Source organism: Gloeocapsa sp. PCC 7428 (assembly GCF_000317555.1).
Classification (GTDB): domain Bacteria; phylum Cyanobacteriota; class Cyanobacteriia; order Cyanobacteriales; family Chroococcidiopsidaceae; genus Chroogloeocystis.
The window spans coordinates 3,936,668-3,958,046 of the sequence record NC_019745.1 but is presented as its reverse complement, the minus strand read 5'-3'; the positions used below and the strand labels follow the sequence as shown (position 1 = coordinate 3,958,046).

18 protein-coding genes are annotated in these 21,379 nt (G+C 41.5%); 7 read left to right on the top strand and 11 right to left on the bottom strand.

Features of this window, described 5'->3' with window-relative positions:
* Positions 1-26: 26 nt before the first annotated feature.
* Positions 27-788, bottom strand: a complete 762-nt coding sequence (locus GLO7428_RS17540; protein ID WP_015189909.1) for a Uma2 family endonuclease — start codon at positions 786-788, stop codon at positions 27-29.
* 151 nt (positions 789-939) lie between these two features.
* Here GLO7428_RS17540 and GLO7428_RS17535 point away from each other — a divergent pair, with 151 nt between their 5' ends.
* Positions 940-1,542, top strand: coding sequence for an NTP transferase domain-containing protein (locus tag GLO7428_RS17535; protein ID WP_015189908.1), 603 nt, complete (start codon positions 940-942; stop codon positions 1,540-1,542).
* Here GLO7428_RS17535 and GLO7428_RS17530 read toward each other — a convergent pair.
* From GLO7428_RS17530 to hslO, 3 genes are all read right to left on the bottom strand, one after another.
* Positions 1,528-3,303, bottom strand: coding sequence for an ABC transporter ATP-binding protein (locus GLO7428_RS17530; protein ID WP_015189907.1), 1,776 nt, complete (start codon positions 3,301-3,303; stop codon positions 1,528-1,530). The genes GLO7428_RS17535 and GLO7428_RS17530 overlap by 15 nt on opposite strands.
* Before the next feature lie 235 nt (positions 3,304-3,538).
* A complete protein-coding gene (locus GLO7428_RS17525) occupies positions 3,539-5,563 on the bottom strand; it encodes a hypothetical protein (protein WP_015189906.1) in 2,025 nt (674 codons plus the stop codon).
* 178 nt (positions 5,564-5,741) lie between these two features.
* The gene (gene hslO, locus GLO7428_RS17520; RefSeq protein ID WP_015189905.1) at positions 5,742-6,647 is read right to left on the bottom strand and encodes an Hsp33 family molecular chaperone HslO; all 906 of its coding nucleotides are present in this window, start codon (positions 6,645-6,647) and stop codon (positions 5,742-5,744) included.
* 207 nt (positions 6,648-6,854) lie between these two features.
* Between hslO and GLO7428_RS17515 the strand changes: the two genes are divergently transcribed.
* The 5 genes from GLO7428_RS17515 (at position 6,855) to GLO7428_RS17495 (ending at position 14,642) form a co-directional block, all read left to right on the top strand.
* A complete protein-coding gene (locus GLO7428_RS17515; RefSeq protein WP_015189904.1) occupies positions 6,855-7,241 on the top strand; it encodes a hypothetical protein in 387 nt (128 codons plus the stop codon).
* A gap of 1,336 nt (positions 7,242-8,577) precedes the next feature.
* The gene (locus GLO7428_RS17510) at positions 8,578-9,231 is read left to right on the top strand and encodes a helix-turn-helix domain-containing protein (RefSeq protein WP_015189903.1); all 654 of its coding nucleotides are present in this window, start codon (positions 8,578-8,580) and stop codon (positions 9,229-9,231) included.
* Positions 9,232-9,258: 27 nt separating this feature from the next.
* The gene (locus GLO7428_RS17505; protein WP_015189902.1) at positions 9,259-12,291 is read left to right on the top strand and encodes a peptidase domain-containing ABC transporter; all 3,033 of its coding nucleotides are present in this window, start codon (positions 9,259-9,261) and stop codon (positions 12,289-12,291) included.
* Between the two features lie 175 nt (positions 12,292-12,466).
* The gene (locus GLO7428_RS17500; RefSeq protein WP_015189901.1) at positions 12,467-13,759 is read left to right on the top strand and encodes an HlyD family efflux transporter periplasmic adaptor subunit; all 1,293 of its coding nucleotides are present in this window, start codon (positions 12,467-12,469) and stop codon (positions 13,757-13,759) included.
* 148 nt (positions 13,760-13,907) lie between these two features.
* Positions 13,908-14,642: a peptidylprolyl isomerase gene (locus GLO7428_RS17495; RefSeq protein ID WP_015189900.1), complete on the top strand. Its 735-nt coding sequence runs from the start codon at positions 13,908-13,910 to the stop codon at positions 14,640-14,642.
* A gap of 39 nt (positions 14,643-14,681) precedes the next feature.
* Here the strand turns inward: GLO7428_RS17495 and GLO7428_RS17490 are convergent, their stop codons facing one another.
* The 7 genes from GLO7428_RS17490 to GLO7428_RS17460 form a co-directional block, all read right to left on the bottom strand.
* Entirely contained in the window at positions 14,682-14,972 is a 291-nt protein-coding gene (locus tag GLO7428_RS17490) for a hypothetical protein (RefSeq protein ID WP_015189899.1), read from the bottom strand.
* A 61-nt stretch (positions 14,973-15,033) separates the two neighbouring features.
* Entirely contained in the window at positions 15,034-15,789 is a 756-nt protein-coding gene (locus GLO7428_RS17485) for a peptidylprolyl isomerase (protein ID WP_015189898.1), read from the bottom strand.
* An 18-nt stretch (positions 15,790-15,807) separates the two neighbouring features.
* A complete protein-coding gene (locus tag GLO7428_RS17480; protein ID WP_015189897.1) occupies positions 15,808-16,833 on the bottom strand; it encodes an aldo/keto reductase in 1,026 nt (341 codons plus the stop codon).
* Positions 16,830-17,906 (bottom strand): T3SS effector HopA1 family protein, encoded by a 1,077-nt coding sequence (locus GLO7428_RS17475; RefSeq protein WP_015189896.1) that lies wholly within the window; start codon positions 17,904-17,906, stop codon positions 16,830-16,832. The genes GLO7428_RS17480 and GLO7428_RS17475 overlap by 4 nt, the downstream gene beginning before the upstream one ends.
* Positions 17,907-17,926: 20 nt before the next feature.
* Positions 17,927-19,072: a phosphotransferase family protein gene (locus tag GLO7428_RS17470; RefSeq protein WP_015189895.1), complete on the bottom strand. Its 1,146-nt coding sequence runs from the start codon at positions 19,070-19,072 to the stop codon at positions 17,927-17,929.
* Positions 19,073-19,152: 80 nt separating this feature from the next.
* Positions 19,153-19,392, bottom strand: coding sequence for a hypothetical protein (locus GLO7428_RS17465; protein ID WP_015189894.1), 240 nt, complete (start codon positions 19,390-19,392; stop codon positions 19,153-19,155).
* A 589-nt stretch (positions 19,393-19,981) separates the two neighbouring features.
* The gene (locus GLO7428_RS17460) at positions 19,982-20,212 is read right to left on the bottom strand and encodes a hypothetical protein (protein ID WP_015189893.1); all 231 of its coding nucleotides are present in this window, start codon (positions 20,210-20,212) and stop codon (positions 19,982-19,984) included.
* Positions 20,213-20,757: 545 nt separating this feature from the next.
* Here GLO7428_RS17460 and GLO7428_RS29605 point away from each other — a divergent pair.
* The gene (locus tag GLO7428_RS29605; protein ID WP_015189892.1) at positions 20,758-21,351 is read left to right on the top strand and encodes a calcium-binding protein; all 594 of its coding nucleotides are present in this window, start codon (positions 20,758-20,760) and stop codon (positions 21,349-21,351) included.
* Positions 21,352-21,379: the final 28 nt, after the last annotated feature.

Here is a 21,379-nt window from a genome sequence, read left to right as displayed (position 1 = left end):
CGCAAAGTGCGATCGCTTGCTCGACATTAGTTCAATGCATCTGGATCAACTCCTAATTCACGTAATTTAGCTGCCAAAAGTTCAGCACGCTGTCGTTCTTGTTCGGCACGCTGTCGTTCTTGTTCGGCACGTTGTCGTTCTTGTTCGGCTTGTTCAGCACTCCACAACAGCAGATTACCTTCAACATCCCACCAGCGCAGCCAATTGGTTGTCTGGCGCAGTCGCTCGCCGTACCATATTCCTAAAAACAACTCTAACTGCGGAATCCAATAGCGTCCGTTAGCATCAGGTCGATGTAAAACGTACTTGCCTTCTTCTAGATATCGTACCTCTAAACTTCGTTCGTAAGGGTCATAAGTGACATAAGTAGGTACTTGAAGAACCTGTTCGTAGAAATAAAGCTTGCCATAGGGCGGCGTTGAGCGTATCGATAACTCACCGCCTTCTTCTTGCGAGAGGAACTCCATGACAACAGCTACTGCATCGCCTTCGAGATGCGGCGTATAGCTGCGACGAATCACGTCTGGTGGTACAGGTTGGACGTGCGGCACATAAAACCAATCAGGCGCTTTGATGACAATTTTTTTATTTACCGTAGCAACTAAACCAAAGTTTGAGCCGATGAGCATATCTGGTTGGATATATCCTGCGGCTCCTAATGCGTCTGTAAGTGCCGCAGCAAGGGATGGTTGTTGAATATTCTCCACAGGATCGTCAGGTAACACAAAGTCATCTGGAAGAGGTTCCCAGGTGATTGTGAGTTTTTTTGTTGGCTTTTGCAGAATCATAGAATGACTCTAAAACAACAAACAGCTGTGTGTAAATCGTAGCTAAATTTAAGGAGTGTTGAATGTTGAGTTTTGAGTTGAATATATCCTGGGTAATGGATAGTCAAGATGTTCCCCAATTACCAATTACCAACTTTCACGACAATTAACGATGCCACAGCCAACCTTTAGTTACTTTGCATTAGTTTTGGCAGCAGGTGCATCCAGCCGGATGGGTACTTGTAAAGCTAGCTTACCTTGGCGAAATGGTAAAAGTTTGTTGTCGTATCAAGTTGAGCAACTATCTCTTGCCAAGATTGTACCTATTGTTGTAATGGGGTTGCATAATTTCAAACAAACGCAAGTTCCACAAGGAACTATCGTAGCGATTAATCATCATGCTAGCGCTGGAAAAGTCAGTTCGATTTTGACAGGATTAAAGCACGTACCACAATTTGATTGTTTATTTATTTCAGCAGTCGATCAACCAAGAAGTAGTTGGATCTATCAACGATTACTTCAAGCACACCTATCTTCTCCTAGCGTACCTATTACTGCACCTCTCTATCAAGGCAAGTTAGGTCATCCATTATTATTTTCGGCGTCAGTGCGATCGCATCTAGAAAATATAAGTGAAGCAAACTTAGGTCTACGTCAAGTTGTCCAAACATTTTATTCGCAAATTCAGCGCGTAAACTTTGACACTCCAGAAGTTTTATTAGATCTCAATACCCCACAAGCCTATCAAGCTGCACTAAGACTAGGCTGCACCTAATTGCAATGCGTAGAGATTTGCATAAACTCCACCTTGCGCAATTAACTCGCTATGCGTACCACCTTCAATAATTTGACCTTGTTGAATCACTAATACCTGATCTGCTTGCGTAACCGTGCTGAGACGGTGAGCAATCACAAAGCTAGTACGCTCACTTAATAATCGGTCGATCGCTTCTTGAACTAAAGCTTCGGTACGCGTATCAATGCTGCTTGTCGCTTCATCTAAAATCAGAATTCGCGGGTTGACTAAAACAGCACGCGCAATACTCAGTAGTTGTCGCTGTCCTTTGCTCAGGTTTGCACCTCTTGCCCCTAATAGCGTTGCGTATCCTTGGGGCAAACTGGTAATAAACTCATGAACGTTAGCGACTTGTGCAGCTGCTTCAATTTCGGCTTGTGTAGCATCAGGACGACCAAAAGCAATATTTTCGGCAACTGTGCCACTAAATAAGATATTGTCTTGCAAAACGAATCCAATCTGTTTCCGTAAGCTTGCCTGCGTTACTTTACGGATATCAATGCCATCAATTTTAATGGCTCCACTCGTCACATCATAGTATCGCAGAATTAAGTTAATAATAGTACTTTTTCCCGCTCCTGTAGGTCCAACTAATGCGATCGTTTGTCCTGGTTTCGCACGAAGGCTCACGTCTTTGAGGACAAGCTGATTGGGTTTGTAACCAAAGGAAACTCGCTCGAATGTCACCTCTCCGCGAATGGGTGGCATTGCGATCGCATCGGGTGCATCATTAAGTTGAGCAGGTTCGTCGAGTAACAGGAAAATACGCTCAACTGCGGCTAACGCTGATTGAGCTTGCGTATAAAACTGACTCAAAATCTGAATTGGACGAAAAAACTGCTGTACGTAAAGTAAAAATGCCGTTACGGTTCCGACTGTTGCTGCTCCTGTCACCGCTAAATAGCCGCCATAAGCGAGAACTCCGGCGGTTGCTAGTGTATTGAGAAAGTCAATGGATGGTAAAAAAGCAGCTGTAATTGCGACTGCATCGATGTTAGCGTCGCGGTTTGCCGCATTCAAAGCTTTAAATTCTGCAATATTTAGCCGTACGCGATTAAAAGCTTGAGCTTCGCGCACGCTACTAATATCTTCCTCGATTTTAGTCGAAAGTTCCCCAATCGTCTGTCGTGTCACGCGAAATCGTTTCCTCGCCCAGCGCGAAAATAAGCCAGTAGTCGCCAGCATCAGCGGAACAACCAAGTTACTCACTATCCCTAGCCGCAGGTTAATGAGGAACATCGCAATGACAATTCCTACCAAGCTAAATAAGTTACCCAACATTTGGGCGATCGTTTGTCCAAACGCCTGATTCACGACACTGACATCGTTGAGCAAGCGGCTCATTAAATCTCCAGCTTCACTTTGATCGAAGAAACTGATCGGTAAGCTTTGAACTTTTGTAAAAATATCTTTACGTAATTGCGCGAGTAGGCGTTGAACGATCCAGCCGACACGGATAATTTGGGCGCGGATTGCCATAATTCCGCCAACGTAAACACCCACAAGTAGTACAAGCATCAAAAGTAAGCCTTGCAAGTTACCTTGGGCAATTAAATTATCAATTGACCAACCAACTAAAAAAGGACCAAGCGATTGCGATGCTGCGCCAATTGCGACTAAGCTGAGGGCAATAGGGACTTCTTTACGATAGGGTTGCACATACCCTAAAAAACGCCGTAGAGTCGGTAACTGTTTACTCGCTTTTTGCTCCGGTGCAACAAGCGGACCAAGGCTTCTCATGCCAATATGTCAATTTTGAGGTTATGCCGTAGCCATAAGGCGACTTTGTGAATCTTAATTCATGCAACTTAAGAAGGGCAACTACTACAAATAAGTAGATGGTGAAAATCAATGTAAATTAATAACTTCAAAAGCTAGTAACCAGTAATTAGTCATTGGTAATAAGTAGCAATTAGCGATTAGCTTTTTCAAACTTCATTCGCCATCACCAATTACCCATTACCCGAACTAAAACCTATTGCGGCAATTGTTGCGGAGTTGATGTTGGCGTTGGTACTGTTGTTGGTACTACAACAGGTTCAGGATTTAAAAATCTCTCCCAGGTGGTAATTTGCTGTTGTGCAGCACGATACGCGTCGGTTCCTGGGGGAATTCTTCTGGCGATCGCAATGCCACCAGGGATATCATACTGACCGCGACTCAACGCCAGATTAAATAGCTGTTGACTCCATTGCGCGATCGCCGGATTGACATTTGCACGCAATGGGCTAGTTCGCGGGACGCGATTAGCCAGTCGAATTGCTTGTGCCAATGCTTCTGGCGTACCTTGTAGCGCTGTCGTGCGTGCTTCTTGCCAGTTTTGTCGCGCGCGAATTTGTCCTTGCCAATCGTTGATTGCGGCTTGGGCTTCTCCGGAAAGCGCCCTACCTGGCGCGATTCTTTGCGCAGCAGCGATCGCCGCCGGAAGATTGCCGTTACTTGCAAGAAATCTTGCCTCATCAAGAATCGGCTGATCTTCAGTTCGTTGAATTCGGCTTGTCCAATTGCGAATTCGACTCCGCGCCTCGCGATACAACGCACGTCCGCTACGAATTTGACTTGCCTCGTTAATTGCGGCTTGCAGCGAAGCAATATCTCCGCCTGCGGCTAAATCTTCTGCGCGGTTAAGTAGTGGTCTATCCTCAATCGTCTCAACTTGTCGCCGCCAGCGATTAATCTCGGTTTGAACTTCGGCAGCACGAGGATTAGTATCTGAAATTAATTGTGCTTCGGTAATTGCTGCGGTTAAATCTCCGATAGTACCGCCCTGGGCGAGTTGTCGCGCTCGATCGAGACGCGCTACGGCTTCAATTTCCAGCTGCCACTGCGCGATTAATTCTTGCGCTTTGCTATAGAGTGGTCTGTCATTAGCAATTTTTTGTGCGGTAGCGATCGCGGTTTCGATATCGGGAATTTCCCCTATCCACGCACTTTGCTGCGCTGATGCTAAGGTTGTAAAATCTTGCGCTTCTGTACGTAAGCCGGTACTTGCGGGAATACGATTGGCAATATCAATCGCGGCATCAGCATCGCGACGTTCCAAGGCTGCTTGCGCGAGAGCCATCATTTGTTGTCCCAAATCGGGAATCAGTGCCCGCGCTTCTTGATACATATAACTATTAACTCCGATTGCTTCGGCGATTTTAATAGCTTCGACTAAGTTGTCTGCACCGCCTCTTTTTGCTAAACTCTCAGCTTTTGCCAACTTGCTGGCATCTTCGCGGGCAATTTCAATTTTTTGATTGAGTTCTGCGTATTTCGCTGTTGCCCAGTATTCGTTACCGACACTCAGCAACCGCACCGTTGCCATAAATGCTTGATGCCAATTGCGCGCGCGTAAGTTATCTTCTACTTCTGTATAGATAGCTTCTGCTTTTGACCAAATCGACCGCCAATTCGCAATTGTACTTTCTACGTTTTGATACGCAGGTACGTCTCTAGAAATTTGCTGCGCAGTGGCGATCGCTTGTTCTAATCTTCCTGCTTGAAAGTCTTGCTCGGCCAAAGCCAAAATGTCCAGCGACCACTGTTCAAGTAAACGATTGATTTCTGGGCGCAGTGGGTGATCGTCTGGTAAAGCTTCAACAAGCGCGATCGCCTGCAACAAGTCTTTCACCGTTTGCTTATTTGCGGCTACCTGCGCGCACTGTAGTCGCACCGAGGCTGAAGCTAAAGGCCAAAAAATTGCCGGACAATTTGGCGCTGCTGGTGACTTCAGTAGCATTGCCAGCGCGATAATACTCACTCCACTTGTAACTAAGCCTCCTGACCCCACCCAGAAGACCCAATTTTTCGACCAGCCTCGTACTTTTCGCTTCGGCGATAATCTTTTTGGGGATTTTGGCTGCGAGGAGCCTGGAGTGTTGCCGCCCTCATTAGCTGTATGCTGTCCTACTTTAGGAGCGCCAATTCCTGCAACGGGAGGTAAAGACTGGCTGCTATCTTCGCGGCTAGAAGCCTTGCCAACAGACCAATCATCGGGAATACCTTGCTCTCTCATTGCTTACACCCAAATGTCTTTACCTGGCTTTGATTCTGTTTATAATCAGCCTTGTTTGTCAACCCACTTTGTTATGTGTAAAGACGTGTATTTTAGCACGAAAAGCGTTTCTAAAATCTTCAACAATCCACAAGCTATCTAGACTAACTCTTCTCCCCTGCACCCTTGCACCTCTGTCTTATTTAGCTGAAGCTTCAGACTGCAAATCTGCAATTAACTGGCTCAACTCGGCACTACTTGCTTGGTAAACCGTTCCACAGAAATGGCACGTTGCTTCAGCGCCGTCGTCTTTTTCAATCATGTCTTGTAGTTCAGCTTCACCGAGCATTTTTAATGCTCCTAGCATCCGATCAAATGTACAACCACAATGGAAACGTACCAACTGCGTTTCTGGTAAAATTTCTAAACCCATATCTCCGAGTAATTCCCCTAAGATTTCGGGTAAAGTTTTTCCAGCCTGCAATAGCGGTGTAAACCCTGACAAGGCGGCAACACGAGATTCTAAAGTTTGAATGAGTGCTTCGTCTCTTGCGGCTTTTGGTAAGACTTGTATCAGCAGCCCTCCTGCGGCTTGTACGCCTTCACTTCCTACAAATACACCAAGAACCAATGCTGATGGTGTCTGTTCAGAAGTGACCAGGTAGTGAGTAATGTCATCACCAATTTCACCAGAAACTAGTTCTACAGTACTGGTGTAAGGATACCCATAGCCGACATCGCGCACGACATACAAATAGCCGTCATTTCCAACCGCACCACCTACATCTAGTTTTCCACGGGAATTGGGCGGTAGTTCTACAGTAGGATTATCTACATAACCGCGTACTGTACCGTCTAACCCTGCATCGACAAGAATTCCATCGAGTGGACCATTGCCCTTAATCCGAATATTGACTCGCGATTCGGCACGTTTCATATTTGATGCCAGAAGCAGTCCTGCTGACATAGTACGTCCCAAAGCTGCTGTGGCTACGTACGAAAGCTGATGCCGCTGTCTTGCTTCCTCGGTGAGGCGAGTGGTAATGACACCCACCGCCCGAATTCCGCCCTCAGCTGCTGTGGCACGAATTAACTGATCCGCCATGACCCTTACATTTCTTTACACATCTTCCTTTTTTATTCTAAGGTGGAGATAAAGCGAACGACTTGGGAAAATTTGAGTAATGATGGTTAACTCAAAACTCACGCACTCTTTCACTAACAACTATTCACTCACCCCTCATTCCTCACCACTCACGTCTAAGTTTCAGTCATACTAAAAATAGAACATTGGGCGATCGCAACAATTATCATGCTAGGTACTTTTCAACAAAGCCAACTGCGAATAGAAATAGAAGCGTCAGCAAGTGCAATTCGCGACAGTTTACTGCGTCCAGAACAGCTACAAAAATGGCTTTGGTTCCAACGTCTAGCAGAAGGAATGCCCGAACAGCTACATTCAGGACTTGCTTTCACAAGTTGGACAGGACCAATTGCCATTCGCCATCAAGTTGAAGTAGCGACACCTGTTTGCTTGCGTTTTTTACTGAGTCAAGGCGTTGATGGATATCACGAATGGTACTGGGGTGAAGGCTGGGTGCAGTCGTCTCTAGCGGGAGTGTCACTTTTACCACTCAACTTGGCACAGACAATGAGTTTACTCAGTCTACGTCAGTTTTTAGCAACTAAATCAGCGTAAATATTTGTCTACTGTGTGACCAACGACTGAAACCACAATTTCAAGCGCGTGTAGCTGAGAGGTTTGTGACTCGCGACTTAAGGTGAAGTTTGCTGCTAGCTTGAACAGCAAGCACAACAAACTATATGTCTTTTTCCAGAAGAATGCTGAAACCGGCCTCTGCAACGACTTATTTATAGGTGTATTGTCAGTTGCAACATCTGTGTAGAACAAAGCACTATAGCTCGCTACATTCCAGCAAAAAGAATAAATTTATACACTCGCTTTCAAGAACAATTCTGACATAAACCATATTTTTCTGGTTAACAACATGCAACTTAGATGCGCGACATTGATTGTTTAAACAGCAAGTTGCGTGTTGTTTTCCGATATAAAGTAACTTTTTTCTGGAAATATTGTCTATTTTTCTGCGAGCTTTGATAATATTAAGTGGTGCAATAACAGATCTCAGCTTAATGAAAACAAAGCTATTTGTCATGCCTACTCGATAAATATGCTCCTCATATAAATATTTATTATGTATCTTTTGCTACTAATAAAGCTGTATTAGCAATAAGAGACAAAGATTATTTAGTTTTCAAGCTAGATTCTTTGTATACTAATTTCTTATTTATATACATATGATGTCTAGCAAAATACTGTATTGAATTATACTAAGTAGTACTTTGTTATAGTTTCCGCTACTTTATTTCTCCCAGAACAAGGAAGATGACAGCAGTTGCCAACACTTGCATACACAAGTTACTTAGGTATATTTTGCTACTCATAATTTACATTTGGTAATAAATTTTACATAAATTACTTAACTTAAATAGAGCTTGCATTCAGTAACAGAAATCTTGATAATTTAAATACTTGAAATACATAACAAATAAACCGAAATCATTTAGCAAACGATAATTGAAAGCGTTGCTAATAGCATCTTAGCTTTTACTTCAAAAATGCTAAAAATGCTTAGATAATTTAGCGACACGAGACGTGCCTAGCAGGAGAGCGAATCGATGAAAGCAATATAGTCTTAAATTAAAATAGAAACTTATTCTAAATTTCAAATACAACCGATAAGTTGCTAATTGAAAATTGCTTGCGTTTCAAATGAAATTAAGCATTTTACAAAAAAATAGTTATTAAAGATCGTTTTTTAGTCTTGGTCAAAGATTTAAAAAGGCGTATGGCTCAATACATCTCTTTTTCTTAAGATAAGAGAAACAGTTGAATATTTTAAGAAATAAGTAATACATCTATCACTATTGCATACGAAGCAATCATTAATTCTTTTTAATACGCCCTAACCAAATATAGAATTTGGAAGATTTAATAACGCTGAGACAGAACCATGATGAATAAAGAACCTTTTCATAACTTAAGTATAAATAACGATAAATCTCATATTTATCAGCCTCAACAACGTAATTTTGAGGAATTATATATAGAAGAAAGTCAGTTTTTAACAAGTTTTCAAAGAGAGTTTTTGTTGAAGAGTAGGCAGAGTAATTTACGTCCAGAATATCATCGTCGAATAGAAATCATGCTATTAGCAGATATGGGGTACTCACAAGCAGAAATCTGCGCAGCATTGGGATGCTCTCAAGAAATGGCAAGGTACTGGATTGCTATGGCGAAAGCCGGATTAGCGCATAAATGGAACGATCGCCCAATTGGTCGCCCAAAAACAATTGATGCCCATCATATTGCTCGATTACAGGAATTAGTTAATCATAGTCCTCGCGAATATGGTTATTCATTTCGGTGCTGGACAGCAGAATGGTTAAGAAAGCAACTCGCAAAAGAATTTGGAGTTGAAGTCAGCGATCGCCACATCAGTCGGATATTGCAAAAATTAGGATTATCTTTAAGGCAAATCCGCGTGCAAAAAGAAACAAAAAGCTTTTCTCAAGACAAAGCAGCGAGTATCAAGATTAGTAACTTGCAATCTTCTGCACAAGCAAATCCACTTTGGACTTTTAATGCTGTCAAGCCGAGTAAATAACTGATTTCAGCGTCATATCTGCAAATCATGGCACACAAATTATCAGAGTTTTCATTAGCACAGCTAAGTCAACTCTTTACCCAAATAGGGCTAACGCTTTCTGAACGCGAACTCTTCGGCTGTTATCAGCAAGCTGAAATTATCCAACCAAATGCAGGTAAGAAATTTTGGTGTACCGCCGATGCGCATCGCGGCATTTATTTAGTTCTTGCAGGCAAAGCCCGACTTCTTGATAGCAGCGATAGTCTGATAACCTCGTTAGAGGCAGGTTCGATATTTGGTGAAGTAACGCTATTTACTCCAGAACAATTTCAACCTTATGCTATCAGAGCATCTATTAATTTAAAGCTTTGTTATCTCAGTTACGATTGCTTACAAAGCTTGATTGCAACTTATCCGGCACTTCGCGATCGCCTATATCAACAAGCAGTACTCCGAGACTTACTTCTGTTGTGTCGCCAAAGTAGCTTTTTTCACAATGCTTCTGTAGACAAGTTAATGCAGATATTACCGCTGCTAGAGCAACATATCTGTAGACATAACGTTTCTGCTGATGTTGCAGAATCGCGGTTATGGCTAGTACGGCGCGGAGAACTCGTAAACTCTGCGCAAGACAAACTGACTACAGGCGATATCCATTTCCCGAAACCGTCCAAAGATAAAACTTGGCAAGCAACTGTATCAACTGAGTTGTATGTTCTGCGTGATGTGCATTGGCAAAGCGCACTCCAGTATCTACCACAATTAGCTACTACAGCAGATGCACCACAAGTCGCTGCTGTAGAACCAGAGACACGCATTTCATTGACAGAAGTTGCCGTTGACCGCAAAAATCAGGTCAAAATCAACCAAGCTTACTTTCCTCGTCCTACGGTAAAAGTTGGTCAATGGTGGCAGCGATTTACACGACGTTATCCTTTTTTTGCGCAACAAAGTACTGCTGATTGTGGTGCTGCTTGTCTTGTCATGATTGGGCGTTATTGGGGAAAACGCTTTAGCGTCAATCGATTGCGCGATATTGCTAATGTTGACCGTAACGGAGCATCTTTGCGGGGCTTAGCAGCAGCAGCAGAAAGCATTGGGTTTATAACTCGACCAGTAAAAGCTAGCCTCAACAAACTAGCAGAACAAACTTTACCTGCGATCGCGCATTGGGAAGGAAGACATTATGTTGTTGTTTACGAAATCACTCCCAAGCAAGTTGTCATTGGCGATCCTGCCACAGGTCAAAAAACTCTGAGTTCAGCAGCGTTTAAGGCAAGTTGGACAGGTTACACATTATTACTTCAACCTACCGCCCTACTCGATCAGACAAAAGACACAAAGCAAACGTGGTGGCAGTTTATTGAGTTAATTAAACCTCACACTTTAGTTTTGCTAGAGGTACTGATTGCTTCACTTCTTTTGCAGGTTTTTGGACTAATTACGCCACTACTAACACAGCTACTACTCGACCGAGTGGTGGTGCAACGCAGCACTCTCACGTTGACTGCTGTAGGAATGGGTTTGCTGATCTTTGGTTTATTCCGAGTAGCGATGATTGGTCTACGACAATATTTACTAGACCACACGGCTCACCGAATTGATTTAGCGTTAATTGTTGGTTTTATCAAACATACGTTTCGCTTACCCCTCAGTTTTTTTGAGTCTCGCTATGTTGGCGATATCATCTCGCGCGTTCAAGAAAATTATAAAATTCAGCAATTTCTGACCGGCGAAGCACTGTCAATCTTTCTCGATCTCCTCACAGTATTTGTTTATGCAGGATTAATGTTTTGGTACAGCTGGCAAATGGCACTGCTTGTCTTAGTTGTTGTACCACCATTTTTCTTGTTAGCGTTAATTGCTACGCCCTTTTTTCGCCGCATCTCCAAAGAAATTTTTAATTCCCTCGCCGAGCAAAATAGTTACTTAATTGAAGCGCTCACAGGCATTCGGACAATTAAATCGATGGCAGTTGAGCAGACAGTACGCTGGCATTGGGAAGAACTTCTGAATAAGTCAGTGCGAACTTCTTTTTCGGGGCAAGTTATTGATAACAGTTTCTTAGTTTTTAGCTCAACAATCGAAGCGCTAGCAACCACAGCATTGCTTTGGTTTGGTGCATGGCAGGTGATTCAAAACCAACTGACTATTGGGCAATTAGTTGCTTTCAATATGTTGTTGAGTAATGTGATAAATCCTTTTCAACGCTTAACAGTTTTGTGGAATCAACTGCAAGAAGTGGTTATTGCAGTCGAGCGAATTAATGATGTGATTGAAACTCAGCCAGAAGAAGATTTACAAAATCAACCACGGCAATTATTACCAACATTACAAGGTCACATTCGCTTTGAGCAAGTGACGTTTCGTTACCATCCAGAGAGCGAGGTGAATACATTAGAGAATATTAGCTTTGAGGTAAAACCAGGGGAAACAGTCGCGCTTGTTGGTCGTAGCGGTTCTGGAAAAACGACAATTTCTAAGTTAGTTTTAGGGCTTTATCCACCCACCGAAGGCAAGATTTTGATCGATGGTTACGATATTACGAGTGTAGCGCTGCGATCGCTCCGTCAGCAGATTGGTGTTGTCGATCAAGATACGTTTCTCTTTGGCGGTACGATTTGGGAAAATATTAGCCTTGGACATCCCGAAGCGTCTCCAGAGGATATTCGCCAAGCCGCGAAGCTTGCAGGTGCGGATCAGTTTATTCAAGAACTACCAATGGGTTATGAAACTAAAATTGGTGAGGGTGGTGGAATGCTGTCTGGAGGACAACGCCAAAGAATTGCGATCGCCCGCGCTTTTCTTGGGAATCCCCACGTCCTTGTTCTCGATGAAGCAACAAGTCATCTTGATGCCGAATCTGAGCGAATTATTCAAAATAACCTCAGTACTCTTTTACAAGGACGCACAACAATAATTATCGCCCATCGTCTCTCTACCGTGCGCCAAGCTAACAAGATTTTAGTCTTAGATCGAGGAGTATTAGTTGAAAGTGGCACGCACGAAGAACTCATGACAAAACGCGGTCAATATTTCTACCTCAATCAGCAACAAATCACAGGAATTACTTCTTAGCTTTGCAATTAAAACCCCACTTAATCTTGCATCTTATTCACTAGCCACGATGTAGAAGATTATTTATTAAACAAAATAATTACTACTATGCGTAGTTATAGTTCGTCAACAAGCTTTACTCAAAATTCAACAGGTAAAGCAAGCCTTACCTCCTCAAAAAATTGAACTATTACCAATGCCTAACCAAAGCGAAAATTGGTCTTATCCCACACAAGAATTAATCGATACCTTACCAAGAGTTTGGACGCGAGGATTACTGTATTTCTTGTTAATGTTTGCTGTCATTCTTTTACCTTGGACAATGCTAGCTAAAGTTGATGAAACTGGTAGTGCTAGAGGACGCCTAGAACCCAAAGGAAAAATCGTAAGACTTGATGTCCCTGTTGGCGGTACTGTTGCAGCAATTAATGTTGAAGAAGGTCAAACTGTTAAAGCTGGGCAAAGTTTATTAGTTTTAGAATCCGAGGCAATTTTAACCGAACTTCAACAAGCGAGAGCAAAATTAGAAGGACAGCAAAATCGTTTACCACAGTTACAACTTATTAAAAATCAACTAGCAATCAGTATCCGTACACAACGACTACAAAATCAAGCACAAGCCTCAGCACAACTCGCACAAACTACTCAAATTCGCCAACAGCAGAATTTTAATCAAGAAGCTGCACAAGCCGCACACCAATTATTAAGTAAAGACCGAGATACAGTGCAACGCTATCGACGACTCCAAAGAGAAGGCATCATTTCTGGAGTACAAGTAGACATGGCGGAACGAACTATGATTGAAAACGAGCAGCGTTTAAAAAAAGCACAATCAGATATCGAACAAGCTAAAGCTGAACTTGAAAAACAGCAGAGTACTTACGAAAGTAATTTGCGTGCTGGTGAATTAGCAATTTTAGAAAGTGAAAGACAAATCAAAGAAATTCAAACACAAATCATCGATTTAAAAGCAGATATTGCCCAAACTAAAAATCAAATTTCATCGTTACTGTTACGACTACAACAGCATATTTTACACGCCCCCATTGATGGCATCATTTTTCAGTTACCTATTCAACGCGCAGGTGCTGTAGTCCAAACAGGGCAAACGATCGCTCAAATTGCACCTAGTGGTACTACTCTTGTTCTGAAAGCCGAAATGTCTAGTCAGCAAAGCGGTTTTCTTCGTCCTGGATTACCTGTCAAAATCAAATTTGATGCTTATCCTTTTCAGGATTATGGGATAGTACCTGGCTTTTTAATTTGGGTATCACCTGATTCACAAAGTAAAGAAACAATTCAAGGTCAGGTAGATACATACAAACTAGAAATTACAGTTCCTCAGCCTTATATTCAAACAACTCATAAACGTATTCCTTTAACTCCAGGTCAGACAGCAACTGCTGAAGTTATCATTCGACAGCGCCGAGTTATAGACTTTATTCTCGATCCTTTCAAGAAATTACAAGTTGGTGGTTTGGAACTCTAACAAGGTAATTTTGTGCAATTAAAGCAACACAATTAAGTAGTGTAATTTATAATTCTAGTATTTAGAATTATAAATATACTGCATCGGACATAACCTAAAAAAATATCTGAGTATCACAAAATTTACTATTTCATTTAAGGCCTAAATCATGTTAACCACCATTAACATTACTCCTAGCAATATCCTGCATGAAATCAAGCTGACGTGTCAACTTCCTACAATTATTGAAGGAATTATGAATCGAAAAATTATTGCTCTGATGGCAGCAGAAAAAGGTATCGTAGCAACACAAGAAGAGTTACAACAAGGGGCAGATAACCTGCGGATTCTCAATGAGCTTCATCACGCAGAGGATACTTGGAAATGGTTAGAGCAACATCATATATCTGTCGATGATTTTGAGGAAATAGTTTATACAAATGTTATTTCTGCAAAACTAGCGCAATATCTATTTGCAGATAGCGTTGAACCTGTTTTTGTTGAGCATCAACTTGATTATGCTAGTGTAGTATTATATGAAGTTATATTGAACGATCAAGATTTAGCATTGGAACTCTTCTATGCTATTACCGAAAAAGAAATAAGTTTTGCTGACGTGGCCAGTCAATATATAGAGGAATCTGAACTAAGGCGCTGTGGTGGATATCGTGGGATTCTCCACAGGAAAGATTTAAAACCTGAGATTTCTGCTGCGGTATTTGCTGCATCTCCACCACAACTCCTCAAACCAATTATTACCTCAAAAGGAGTTCATCTGATCTTCGTTGAGGAAATTATTCAACCGCAATTAGACGATGAACTACGTTATAAAATTCTTTCTGATTTATTTTCGGAGTGGCTTAAGCAACAGATTGCAAAGGTAGAAATTAATTTCCAGTTGTAAAGGATGATTCGGTAAAATCATAAGTGATTTGATGTGGCTTTAGCGTTTAATAGTAACGATGGTTTTGTGCGTATGCGAGACTCCAAAGGTTTTGATACCTTTGGTTTTTACCTGAACTGATTTAGTTACCACAGAAACAACTCGTGTTTTTACTACAGTTTTAAGCACTAAGTCACTGGGGATTGGCAGGAATTCATCTGTAAAAAAACTGAAAAAGCCACCTGTAATGTTTTCTATTTCGCGATCGCTTAATTCATTCAAAAAATTTTCAGCATCCTGGAATAGTTCTAAACCAGTAGGAGATAGATCGGAGATTTTTAGACAAGACATTGGATGCACTCCTAATAACGATTTGCTTTGAGGTTAAGACAAGTAGGTAACAGGGGAGTCGTCAAGCATGAGAAGCTTTACTGTTTTCCTGAATCCAAAGTTCAAATAACGTATCTAAAATTTGCTCTCGCACTGCTTCGCTAAGTTCTGGAGGAAATCTTTTTTCAACTCGAAGAATGTGATAGCCGAGTTTTGTATGAATTGGACCAATAATTTCACCTTCTTTAGCATTTGCGATCGCCTGGGAAATTTCTGGCAACAATTCCGTTAAAAAGCGCACTCCCGCAAACCCGCCATTTTCTTGCGATTGTTTTCCCTTCGAGTACTCCAACGCCAAAGCACAGAAGGAAGCTTGTTCCTCGCGCAACGCCTTGGCTAGTTTCATCGCGATCGTTAAATCAAGCACAAGAATTTGTGACAGCGCAACCCGCTGATATTCCTCTCGATTTTGGAAGTAATAACTATCGACAACTTCTCCAAAAAGCTCCGCTTTCAACTTCTTCGCTAGAAGCCTAATTTTAATTCCCTCAGACCAATCTTCGACACTTATCCGTTGGCGCGCTAACCATGCATAAGTTTCTGCAACGCCTAGAATTTTGTGTTCGGTGCGAAAAACATCACCAGCCGCTTGCCATTCTTCATCTGCAACGGTCACTTCGTACTGCGCGCAAAGCTGTAAAATAAAAGCATCGCGTTCAGCTAAAGCAGCAATTTCAGCAAATTTACCCGAACGACGGAGGTAGGTCGTAATCTCTGCATCAGTTGCACGAGCAATTGTGGGTAGAACAAGTTGGTCGATTTCTAAAGTTTCCGACATAGCTTTACCTCAATCAATTTACAAAGCTGCTGCAAGCGTTGGCTGATACCAGCGTTCAGCCGGAACATCTTGCACTTTGACGCGATTGCGATGCAAATCACCATACAGCGCGAGATAGTCGAGTTCTGTAGCCGAGAGCTTACCTTGTTGCACATTGGCGATCGCTGCATCCACTTCTTCGCGCCGTGTTAACCCTGTCAAACACACATCAACACAGTTTTGACTTAGCGAATAGCGATACAAATCAGGAACTTTTGGTCGCCAGCATCCTGGTGGTAAACCGACAGGTGGATCTCCCAGAAAATTGTGCATTCCAGCCGATTTAAACGTGACAATTCCTGAACGCCGCGAGTCGTGAGGATCGAGCTTTGCGAAAACCTCTTGTTGGGCAGTACGATGAGCGACATTATGCCGTACCATCACCACATCTAATAGCGGATTGTTGAGCCACTGACGCGCTAAATGATGATCGTGGAAAGACGCACCAATATAGCGAACTGCACCCATTTTCTTAAGGCGCTCTGAAGTACCAAATATTCTTTCCATCGTGCGCTGACATACGGTATTGGAACCGCGCAGATCGTTAGAAGCACTCAAGCAGTTTTGCAAATCACCCGCATTATCTGCACCAATCCAACCCCAAAAAAAGATATCGATGTAGTCAATACCCAAATCAACAAATTGATCGTAAAGCGAAGAGAAAATCGCCTCTGGAGTTTTCACAATGTACGATACCGTTGCAAGCACCACTTGCTCGCGCACTGCGGATTTGCGTCCGCATAATTGACGTAACGCCCCCGCCATTGAACTATAAAGATAGTGGTGGAGGTCGCTAGAGTAGAAAAAGAAATTGATTCCCTGGTCAAACGCATAAAGCGTATCTTCACTCGAAATCTGTCCGCCACCTCCCAAGCCTAGGCAACTTACCATTAAGTTTGTGCGACCGAGGGGACGATAAAAAGGTAGATCAGAATTGGCAAATTGCTTCCTCACAGGAATAACATCTTGTGTGGGTGTGGGGGCGGTGAGATCGGTAATCTTCATAACTGTAGCGGAGTATAAATGTCTTCAGAATTTGCATTGAGGTAAGAACGATTCAGTTCCAACCCTAACGAGGAAAACTGTTGCAAAATTGCTTTCATACGCCTTTCTGGAGACTCGTCATTGTCTTCTTTTGCTTCTAGCAAGCCACTCGCAACGAGTTGGCAGCGATTCATGCCAAAACTTTCTTGTTCGGCAAATTTCAAATCTGGTTCTTCAGCGATCGCGAGTCCTGGTGCTAAAAACTTCGTAAACAATGGAACTTGGGCGCGAAAATGCGCTTGGTTTTCAGCATAAACTTGCTGTAGTACCCGTCGAATAGCTGCGTAGTGAATTTTCGCGAAATACAGTACCCCCGCGTCGTAGCGCTTGTAGTACGCAGGATCGTAGAGAACCTTGAATAGAAAAGGTAGAGCAATTTCGTTAAGTCGCCGCGTCAAGCTATCCATAACAGCAACCGCACCTTCTGGGCCGAAATTAAAATAAATCCGCGTCAGTTGCTCGTCATCACTCGGAGAACCTGCATTACCCACCGCCATATAGAAGCCGTTTTGTACCCGATTGCGAGGTAAACGAATCGCGATTTCTTCACCAATCGATGGCACTGCTTCCGGTTGCAGATGGCGATCGCTCACCCACAAATTTAATCCACCTTTGGTGACAACGAAGTCATCATCGTCGTGTCTTACTACCAGCCAACCAGGATCGAAATAGCCTTCGCCGTTGTTACTGTCGTGCAATCGCTCATAAAATGCGAGGTCTACACCCAAAAAGGTATTATTTTCGCGATGTTGTGGTGTTTTACTATCCTCAGTAGGAGCAAGCGCTGTTTGCAAAAAGCCGTTGTAATAAATGCCATAGAGGAAATTTTGTAGCTGCAAATTGAGGTATTTCATTTGCAGGCTATTCGGTAATCGCTCGAATCTCTCTACGGCTTCAGTAGGAAGTTGTAAGGGTTTGTAATGGGGATGGCGAATACAAAAGTTAGATTCGATATGAATATTGTTAACAATATCTTGTAAGGAAGTTCGTAATCGCTCGTCTACTAATTGATGCAGCGAATCCAACAACAGCATATTGTGCCTACAATTAATAATTAAGTGGAACGAACAAGGCAAGTCAGTTCTGATTCTTCCATGCCAAAAATAGTTCGGATGGATGCTTCAGGACGACATAGTAAAGTCTTGGCTACCTGTAATAAACAAATTCCTGTATTACCAAAAGATTTCTGATATTGCAGCATCGATTGAATTGCTTTGATCAAATTCAACCCAGAAAATTGCATCATCCGTTGGAGAAACTCAGGACGCAGTTCAAAAATTTCTGGAAAGCGATCGCAGTAACTACGCATCAACGCAACAAGTGAAGGCTGCAAGACTTCCAGCGGCGTCATCGCTAAACGCAAAGCTTCTTCGATGCCAATTGATTTACTCACAACCAAGCTCGTTAGCCATAGTACAAGATAACTTGCCATCAGCGCCCCTAAATCAAACGCCGGATCGCCCCAACCAGATCGTTCCCAGTCAATCAGACGAATTTGTAGCTGGTTTTCCCAATCCAACGGTAAGAGAATGTTATTAAGCTTGAGGTCATTGTGCGTTAAACAGCAGGGTTGGTATGCGCTACCAAGTTCGGCGATCGCTTTTCCTAAGCTGTCATAGCGCTGATAAAGCGCAAAGAATTTCAAGCCGTCATCAGGAACCTGACTAAAGATTTCTGGACTAATTCTGTCTAAACCTTCAGTTAACTGTACTTCTTGATCCGTTTCAATTGCTGTACCTTGAACAAAAAATTCTTGATGCTCTTGGCAATTTAGCGTTGCGCGGTGAATAGCTGCTAATGCTGAGCCAATTGCACCTGCAATTTCAGGTGAAAAGTTATTTTCTTGAGCGTAAAACTCAGCTAAATCACGATAATTCGTCAGATAATTCACAACAATGATAGAACGGTCTGCATCAAAATGAATTACCTCTGGCAACCAAGCACTAATGTATTCTAATTCTGGAAATCTTTGAATAAATTCATGAATTCGCCATTCTCGTAGAAACTCACTAGCAGCCTCTTGCTGTCCAGTGTAAGGTTCCTGTTTAACTAAAAGTTTACGTCCCGCTGATAAGCTAACAAGTAAGTTAAAGTTTTTTGCAGTTTTTTGCTCAACTTTACTCGTTACTTCCTCTTGAGTACACAATCCTCTGCTTATCAGATGGTCAAAAACGTTTATGTCACTTAAAACAAATTCCATATTCGCAGTTTCCCGAAAAGTCTCAGAAACACAAAATAATAATTAGTTCAAGGAATTCATCCTCATGCAGAACCTTTCTATCACTGTTTAATTTTTATCTTTATTTTTTTAATTTGAGTCACAATACTAACTGTTTGTAAAGAAATTCCTATACTTTCCGTTAAAACTGTCAGTACTGATATATCTAAATTTGCCTCGTTCTTCTTTCCACCTGTAATAAATAAAGTTTCTCTTTCATTTAATTCATCTAAAAAGCTCTCTTCATCTTGAAATAGTTCATTGCCTAACGGCTTTAATTCAGAAATCTTTATACTAGCCATTGATTCTCTCCAAATTATTTTAATCTTCAAGCTTAAATCAAAAATTAAGCTTGTATACTTTTTATAATTGAAGAGTGCTTTTTATTAGTCAAGTTATTTCATTTTTTTAAAAAGACAAAAAAACAAGTATTATGTCATATATTTAATATTTATTTACGTTGCTGCGAATGAGATGGCGCAATGATCTTATGTTTTAAAAACTAAGTTTCAATGTTTTTTTTATTTTAGAATCTACTGATATTTAGGCAAAATAAGACTTGAGATTATTAAAGCTTACACAAGAGCTTTTTGAAACTCTTATTACTTTTTTACTTTGACGCCTAACGCTGCACTAATGTAGTTCTTTTTTTGTAATTTTGTGTCATTCCTGATGAGGAAAAGTAAGATATTTATGTCTCAAATTAATGACTTATGTAATTTAACTTTATTTTAATTCGCAGTAATATTTTTAATATAAAAAATAGGTCAGAGCTATGCTAACTCCGACCCGTATAGAGTACTCGCAACAATTATGACTAGATTTAAAACATCCGATATCGGTTAGTGTGTCTAAGACACAACAAGCTAACTTAAAGTTGAACTTATTAGCCTATTTCTTCTTAAAAACGTAAGATTTGACTTGAGATACTACAGAAACTGTCTTAATTGAAATACCAATAGAAACTGAATTCTGGCTAATGACACTAATGTTTACATCGCTACCACCGCCACCAGATATCATTAGTGACTCTTGATCGTTTAACTCATTAAGAAAGCTTTCATTATCCTGAAACAGTTCAGCACCAGCAGGAGTTAGTTCAAAAATTTTGATGCTAGCCATTTGATTTTCCTCGTGTTTAATAACTAGTTGTTTGTTGGACTAGGCTTTTGTATTGCCTGCTTTTAATCATTCAACACGAAAACTGAACCGTCAATGCTTTTTTAGTGGTTGTTGAGACGCAAAGTAAGTATTTATGTCTAACAGATAAGCCAATAAGCATTAATTTGAAAAGTGGTTTAAATAAAGAGTTTTAGTAACGTTAACAATAGCAAATCAGAGTAATTTAAATAGATTCATAATTAAATTGGTAGATCAAAAATAATGAGCTTAATAATCATTCTAGGTTTTTGTATTAATGAATCACGTGTGAAACACAGCTTAATTATGGACATAAATCTAGTAATTTTTTCTAGAAAAACAGTCATGATATTAGCTCAACATCTCTAGCTTTTAAAGCAAAATTAATAAGGTAAAAATTTTTAAAGATTAGCACGAGGTTGTTGATTAAGATTTTGGTTCAGTTATATGTTTAGGTATTTAAGAGGAGCAATTGAAGCAGGAAAATTGCAGATTCATTAATATTCAATTCAAGCGAGCAATTCATCATGGCAAAAATTATTGGTAGCAATGGAAGTGATATCATCGTCGGCACTGATTTTAATGACTTGATATTGGGGCTAGCAGGCGCAGATATTATCACTGGTGACGGTGGCAATGATACAATTCGCGGCGGTGCTGGTGCAGATATTCTTGACGGCGATTCTGGTAGAGACTTGTTGATTGGTGGAACCGGAAACGACACCTTGGCAGGAGGTTCTGGAAGAGATACGCTGACTGGCGGACTCGGAGCAGATCGCTTTAACTTTGATTCTCCCAACGAAGGAACTGATATTATTACCGACTTTATCGCTGCTGATGACACGATCGTTGTCTCCCCACGTAATTTTGGTGGTGGACTAAAGCCAGGCGAAACTATCAAGCCGCATCAGTTTCGCCTCGGTACAGCCGCTGGCGATCCGAGCGATCGCTTTATTTATGACAGAAAGTCTGGCGCTTTGTACTTTGATCGCGATGGTATAGGTCCAAGCAAGCAAATACAATTAGCAACAATAGCAAACAAACCGTTGCTGAGCCATGCAGATATTTTCGTCTCAGAGCAATTTGGATTTATTGTTTTTGAAGACAGTGTGTCGGTGTAGAACCTTAAAAATAGCGGTTGCGATTCAT